General features: G+C 65.6%; 6 protein-coding genes. 3 read left to right on the top strand and 3 right to left on the bottom strand.

What is annotated here, in order from left to right; genetic code table 11:
- Positions 1-144 precede the first annotated feature (144 nt).
- A complete protein-coding gene (locus tag BMF89_RS08935) occupies positions 145-1,605 on the bottom strand; it encodes an MFS transporter (protein WP_078106740.1) in 1,461 nt (486 codons plus the stop codon).
- A 97-nt stretch (positions 1,606-1,702) separates the two neighbouring features.
- Here BMF89_RS08935 and BMF89_RS08930 point away from each other — a divergent pair, with 97 nt between their 5' ends.
- From BMF89_RS08930 to BMF89_RS08920, 3 genes are all read left to right on the top strand, one after another.
- Positions 1,703-2,083 carry a MarR family transcriptional regulator gene (locus BMF89_RS08930; RefSeq protein WP_078106739.1) on the top strand — a complete coding sequence of 127 codons (381 nt, stop codon included), beginning with the start codon at positions 1,703-1,705 and terminating at the stop codon, positions 2,081-2,083.
- Positions 2,084-2,215: 132 nt separating this feature from the next.
- A complete protein-coding gene (locus BMF89_RS22410) occupies positions 2,216-3,601 on the top strand; it encodes a M23 family metallopeptidase (RefSeq protein ID WP_253190768.1) in 1,386 nt (461 codons plus the stop codon).
- 95 nt (positions 3,602-3,696) lie between these two features.
- A complete protein-coding gene (locus BMF89_RS08920) occupies positions 3,697-4,182 on the top strand; it encodes a glutathione peroxidase (RefSeq protein WP_078106738.1) in 486 nt (161 codons plus the stop codon).
- Here BMF89_RS08920 and BMF89_RS08915 read toward each other — a convergent pair.
- Complete coding sequence (locus BMF89_RS08915; RefSeq protein ID WP_171983442.1) at positions 4,179-5,846, bottom strand: amidohydrolase; 1,668 nt, start codon at positions 5,844-5,846, stop codon at positions 4,179-4,181. The genes BMF89_RS08920 and BMF89_RS08915 overlap by 4 nt on opposite strands.
- A gap of 49 nt (positions 5,847-5,895) precedes the next feature.
- A complete protein-coding gene (locus BMF89_RS08910) occupies positions 5,896-6,534 on the bottom strand; it encodes a hypothetical protein (RefSeq protein WP_078106736.1) in 639 nt (212 codons plus the stop codon).
- Positions 6,535-6,540 lie beyond the last annotated feature (6 nt).

The raw sequence follows: 6,540 nt of genomic DNA, 5'->3' as shown, positions 1-6,540 counted from the left end.
CGAGCCGGTTTTTTTTGCTCTTGGCCGCGGCTCTTTTGTGGCCCGCCCGGGTCGGCGCGTTTTTAACGGGGGCGCCCCCGGCCCCCCGCCGCGCCCCCCCCGGGGGGCCCCCCCGGGGCCCCGGCACCTCTAACGCGAATCCGCTTAGGCTGCGGGCTGTTCGGCAAGTGCCCGACGGCGGCGCGCCGGGGACGCTGCCACCAGCAGTGCCGCGATTGCCACGGCAGCGCTCAGGACCAGGCCGGGCCGGTACTGATCGAGCATGGCCGCGGCGCTGAGCGTGCTGCTGGTGCCTGCGTCGTGCCCGCTCACGATCGCAGTGGCCACGGCAAGGACCAAGGCCGCACCAACCTGCGTGCTGGTCTGGATGAGTCCGGCAGCCAGCCCCTGCTCCGAATCTCGGATACCGGCGGTGGCTTGGACGTTGATGGAGGGGAAGGCCAAGGCGAAACCGATGCCCAGGAGGATGACCGAGGGAAGGATATCCAGGACGTAGTTGGGTGAGGTTCCGACGCGGAGGAACAGGACATAGCCCAGTCCCAGCGAGGTCAGGCCGGTGAGGATGAGCTTCGGAGCTCCGAACTTCTCGATGAACCTGTCCGCGAAGGGGGCGCTCGTTGCCACCAGGAGCCCCGTGGGAAGCAAGGCAAGCGCCATGCCCAGGGGAGACCAGCCGAGCACGGACTGCAAGTACATCGTGAGGATGAACTGGAAGCTCAGGTACGAGCCGAACAGTCCAATGGCGCTCAGGTTGGCGCGGGCCACCCAGCCTTCACGAAGGATGCCGAAGCGGATGAGCGGGTGCTTGACGCGGTTTTCGATGACGGCGAAAGTTGCCAGCACGGCAGCAGAGATGGCGAATCCGGCGATTGTTGCCACAGATCCCCACCCCTTCTGCGGAGCTGAAACCAAGGTGTACACCAGGCCAAGCATGCCGAGCGCGAGGGTGACTGCGCCCCAGACGTCGTGGCCGCTCTCCTCCGTGGACGGCTTGTCCCGGGGGATGAACAGCATGCCGAGAAGCACGACGGCCACGGCGATCGGCACCGAGACCAGGAAGGTCCAGCGCCAGCTCAGGCTGGTCATGAGCCCGCCCACCACCAACCCGAGTGAAAAGCCGCTCGCGCCGAAAGTGGTGAAGATGGACAGTGCCTTGTTGCGCTCGCGGCCTTCAGCGAAATTGGTGGTGATGATGGAGAACCCGGTAGGGGCAGTGAATGCCGCGGCCAGGCCCTTGATGAAGCGCGTGGCGATCAACAGGGTGGGATCGTTCACGAGGCCGCCGAGGAGCGATGCTGCGGCGAACACGGTCAAGGCGATCAGGAAGATCCGACGCCGGCCCAGCAGGTCGGCGAGCCGCCCGCCAAGGAGCAAGAGGCTCCCGTAGCCCAGGACGTAGGCGGAAACGATCCACTGGAGGGAATCGGTTCCGAGGTGGAGTTCATGCCCGATGGAGGGAAGGGCCACGCCCACCATGGAAACGTCCAGGCCGTCGAGGGCCAGAACAGTGCACACCACCATAAGCAGCAGCCACTGGGCCCGGGTCCAGCGGACGGCTGTATGGAGCTGCTCGGCAGATCTCGTGAGGGTGCTTGGTGAAGTCATGAAAATCAATCTATATGACACGTCATTCAATGACAAGGAATATGACTTGGAATCTTATGACATGGACTTTATCTAGGGTTGCGACTAGAATCGGGCCATGGCAACAACGCAGGATCGCCAGCTGGTTGAGCAATGGCGCAGCATCCAGAACTCGTACTTCCGCACCGCGGCCGCCATCGACCGTGCCCTCGAAGCCAAGTTCGACATCGGCCTGAACGAATTCGAAATCCTCGATCTCGTTGCCGAAAGCGTTGACTCTGCCTGCCGCATGAAGGCGCTCGGGGAGCGGACCCCCATGACCCAGAGCGCCGTTTCCAAGGTTGTCGACCGCCTGGAGAAAGCCGGACTCGTCTCCCGCGTAACCTGCGCGGATGACCGCCGCTCGCTGTACCTCGAGCTGACCGAGGCCGGCCGCGCGCTCCATTCGGATGCCGCCGTCGAGCACCGCGCGTTGCTGAAAGAGAACCTCGGCGAGTAGCCCGCTACGGCCCGGCGAGTGTTCCGCGGACCGGCCGAGTATGAAGTCGAGTGTTCCCATTCGATTTCATAGCGGCCACAATGGGACAAGCGCGCCCGTACTTGGGGATGAGCGCCTGTCTCAGGAGCCGCTGTGGGAAAGCATCATGAGTCTGGCCAGGTCATCGACCTGGTGCTCACAAGAAAATTTGGCCGGGTCCTTTCGGCTTGCCTCCTCGCTGTCCTGGTGATCCTCGCTTTCGGGTTCCAAGGGCCGGGTTTGGGCGGACCTGGAAGCAATGCATCGTTGGCCATGGGCCAGGTGGAACCCGGCATGCTACCCACGGATGGCGCCACTGCCAGCGCGCAGGAGACCGCGCCCCAAAGCCCGGCATCGGCCCCGGTCGTCGCGGGCGACAAAGCCGCGGTGTCCTTTGAACGTTCCCCGGTCCAAACCCTCGACAAGAACGGCATAGGCACCCTCAATGTCGCGTCGAGCTCCCTCGACCGGCCCCCTGCCGGAAAACTCTATGCGCCGCTCGAGGTGCTGGTTCCGAGTTCTCCCTTCGGATTGCGGATCGATCCCATCACCGGATTGCCGGGAGAGTTCCACTGGGGCCAGGATTTTGCCGCGGCTTGCGGCACGCTCGTCTACGCGGCCGACTCCGGCGTGGTCCGGGCCGTGGGATGGCACCCGTGGGGCGGCGGCAATCGCGTGGAAATTGATCACGGCAACGGCCTGGTCACCACGTACAACCACCTGCAGGGAATCGCAGTGACCAAGGGGCAATCGGTCCGGGTAGGCGAGGTCATCGCCAGGGTGGGAACCACGGGTTCCTCGACTGGTTGCCACCTGCATTTCGAGACCATTCTCAACGGCGTCTACACCAACCCGATGAACTGGACGTTCATGCCCACCAAGCAGGTGGATCCCCTCGGCGATATCGCGATGGTCAGCTATCAGCCAGGTTCCGCCACCGCGACCTCGGCGGGCTCCGTCTGGTCCATTCCCGGTGCCGTGCCCACCGACCCGGGGGCCGTGGCCGCCGGACCGGCGGTGACGGGCGGGGTGCAGGAGGCGAAGGTTGCGCCGAGCCCTGCTGCCACGGCCACGCAAAGCCCGACGTCGACGGCTTCGCCCACCGGTACGCCGACTAAGTCGCCGACGTCGACGGCGTCACCCACCGGGACGCCGACTAAGGCGCCGACGCCGACACCGAGCCCCTCCGGGACGCCGACTAAGTCGCCGACGCCGACCGCGTCGCCCACCGGCACTCCGAGCCCGTCGCCGGTCCCGATCAGGACGCAGACTCCTACCGGGACGCAGCCGCCGACGGCGACAGTTCCGCCCACGGTGACCGCACCGCCCACGGCGGCGCCGACGTCGAGCCTCCCTGCTTCGGTGCCAACCGTGACGCACACCCTGCCAGCCCCGACCTCACCCGCGACGCCGGCACCCACCTCACCCGCGACGCCGGCACCCACCTCACCCACGCCGTCGGCCACGTCAACTACCAAAACGGCGGTTCCCAAGCCCTGAGTCGTCCCATTCCTTTGGTCCCGCCCCACAGCCCTGCCGCGCGTAGACTCGAATGCGGCAGCTGCCGAGGTTCCACGTCGTAAGGAAGCGATTCAATGTCCCTGCTCTACAGCATTCCTCTGACGTTCAACGACGGCTCCGAGGCCGACTTTGGGCGTTTCGAGGCCAAAGTCGTACTGGTAGTCAATGTGGCTTCGAAGTGCGGCTTCACGCACCAGTACTCGGGACTTGAAGTGCTCTACGAAAAATACCGCGACCGCGGATTCGAGATCCTGGGCGTGCCGTGCAACCAGTTCGGGGCACAGGAGCGGGGTTCCGACGCGGAGATCGCGGACTTCTGCCAGCGCAATTTCGGAGTCTCGTTCCCGCTCGCGAGCAAGTCCAAGGTCCGCGGCAAGCACCAGCACCCCCTGTATGCCGAGCTGACCCGGACTGCCGACGGCTCCAAACCGCAGAAGGTGAAGTGGAACTTCGAAAAGTTCCTCGTGAGCCGCGAAGGCGAGGTGCTCGCCCGCTTCCCGTCCGCCGTCGAGCCCGATTCCGGGGTGCTCATCGACGCGCTCGAAGATGCCTTGGCCTAAGCCCTCCGGAGGGAGCCCAGGGTGGCTCCCGCGTTAAGCGCCTCGCGGTTATCAACAACGATTTCACCGTCGACGACCGTCAGGATCACCGGCGTCTGCGCAAATTCGTCCGGCGACGTGGCCAGGGGATTGTGCCGGACCACCGTCAGATCTGCGCGGGCCCCCATTTCCACAATGCCGCCTTCCTCGCCGACAGACTTCCAGTATTGGCTCGTGTAACCTTCGAGCGCGGCCCGCGCGGACAGCGCCTGCTGTGGTTGGACGGGTTCGACGTCGGGCCGGCCGGCCGGGCGGCGCGTCTGGGCTGAGGCGATGATCGCCCGCGGGTCGAAAGGGGCGATGGGCCAGTCCGAACCGAGCGCTACGATGGCTCCGGCGTCGCGGAGATCGCGGGTCCGCCAGGCGTGATTGGCCCGTTCGCTGCCAAGCCTGCGGGACCAGTTGTCGGTGTGGTCGGCGCGGCTGTAGAGGGCGCAATGCGTCGGCTGCAGGCTCGTTGCGGCACCCGCGCTGATGATTTCCGCCAGGATCGAATCCGGGATGGATTCGATGTGCTCGATCCGGTGGACGGTGCCGTTCTTGGGGAGGGCTCCGATGGTCCGCGCGACGAAGGAAACGGCCTGGTCGCCGATGGCGTGCGTGGTGGTGGGGATCCGGTGTTCGTGGAAGAACTTCATGGCTGCGGCGAGGGCTTCAGGATCGTGCCAGAGCGGATGGAGCGATTCTCCGTGGGCGTCGGGCTCAAAGAGCCAGGCCGTGCCGTTGTCGATGGTTCCGTCCATCATGAGCTTGATGCCGTGAACGTGCCAACGCCTGCCGTGCCGGCCCTGCATCGCCAGCATGGCCTTCAGGTCCTCCTCGGTGGCGCCGGGCATGACCCACGGGGAGATCCTCAGCCGGATGGCGAGCTCGCCTCTGCGTTCGAGGGCTTCCAGCACTTCCAGGGTGTCCGGGGCCCCGAAGTCCAGCATCTGGCCGGCTACCAGCCCGGCTTCGGCCATGGATCGCAGGAGTTCCCCGAGTTCGTCGACCCGCTGATCGAAGGAGGGCTGGGGGAGGATTCCGCGCACGAGGTCCTGGGCGGTCATTTCGTAGAGCATGCCGTTGGGCTTGCCGTCCTGGTCGACGCCGACATAGCCGGTGCTGGGAAGCTCTTCCGTTCCGGTGACCCCGGCGAGCTTGAGGGCGGCGTCGGAGACGAGTGAGGCGTGGCCGTCGAACAGGGTGATGAATACGAGTTCGTCATCGAGGATTCCGTCGAAGAGGGAGTTGTTGAAGCCTGCGTCCCCGAAGATGGCAGGGTCGAGGCCCCACGCGAACAACCAATCGGAGCCGACGGCGTGCGGCGTGGAACCGGCGTACTGCGCAAGGGCGGCGCGGGCGTCGTCAAGCCCGGTGATGCCGGCCAGGTCAAGGCCACGGGCGATTTCCGCCCCGTGGATGGGGTGGATGTGGGCGTCGATCAGGCCGGGGCAGATTGTTGCGTCGCTGACGTCGATCACTTGTTTGGCTCTTGGGGTCCATTCGGCGGCAGCCTCGGCGCGGCCGACGTGCGCTATGCGGCCATTTGAGATGGCGACGAAACCGGCGGTCTCTGTGAGCGCCTCACCGTGGAGGATGCTGGACGAGAGGATGACGAGATCGATGGGCTCGGGCGTGGTCAAGATGTAACTCCTTGTGGTGTTCGGGTTTCCGACGCCGGCCCGGTGAGGATCAGTCGTCGTCGATGGCCGCCCTCAATCCTGCCGAGAGGACATCGGCCAGGAAAGCGAAGCGGTCTACAGGGTGCTCTGCCACGGCTTTCTTTGCCGCGAACAGATGTGGATATGTTCCTTCTTCCTCTTCGTTGATGCTCCACGCGGATTCCATCGTCATCGCATCGAGGCTCGCGCCGATCGCTGCGCTGTCGAGGGCTTCCAGGGCGGGAATGATGAGGTGCCGCGGCGCCCCCGCGATCTCAAACGCTTCGACAAACCGGTCGTAGCGCTCCAAGGCTGCCGGGTGTGACACCGGCTGCGTGAGCAGGAGGGGAAGGAGCGCCGGCACCAGGCCGTATGCCTTGCGAAGGGAGTCGAAGATCTCGCGGATGACATCGTCAAGGCTGCCGGACGGCAACTCGGGCATCGGAGCTCTCTCCACGAGCGCGCCACGGGCCAGTTCGATGATCTCCTGCCGGCCGGTGACGTGCTTGTAGAAGGATGACTGCCTGACGCCCAGGCGCTCCGCGAGCCGCGGGATGGAGAGGCTCTCCTCCTCCTCGAACATCTCGAGCGCCGCGCGGCCGATCGCCTTCCGCGAGAGCCTCGGTGTCCGCGGGCGTCCTAGCTGGCTGGTTTTGCTGGGAGTCTGCATCCCTCA

It is taken from the genome of Arthrobacter sp. SRS-W-1-2016 (genome assembly GCF_002009585.1).
GTDB classification, from domain to species: domain Bacteria; phylum Actinomycetota; class Actinomycetes; order Actinomycetales; family Micrococcaceae; genus Arthrobacter; species Arthrobacter bambusae_A.
The sequence above is the reverse complement of the archived record's forward strand: the minus strand, read 5'-3'. Positions and strand labels throughout refer to the sequence as shown.

What these genes read in the sequence shown, in the direction of transcription:
- BMF89_RS08935 (WP_078106740.1), bottom strand. Translation starts at nt 1,605, where the DNA reads ATGACTTCACCAAGCACCCTCACGAGATCTGCCGAGCAGCTCCATACA.
- BMF89_RS08930 (WP_078106739.1), top strand. Translation starts at nt 1,703, where the DNA reads ATGGCAACAACGCAGGATCGCCAGCTGGTTGAGCAATGGCGCAGCATC.
- BMF89_RS08920 (WP_078106738.1), top strand. Translation starts at nt 3,697, where the DNA reads ATGTCCCTGCTCTACAGCATTCCTCTGACGTTCAACGACGGCTCCGAG.
- BMF89_RS08910 (WP_078106736.1), bottom strand. Translation starts at nt 6,534, where the DNA reads ATGCAGACTCCCAGCAAAACCAGCCAGCTAGGACGCCCGCGGACACCG.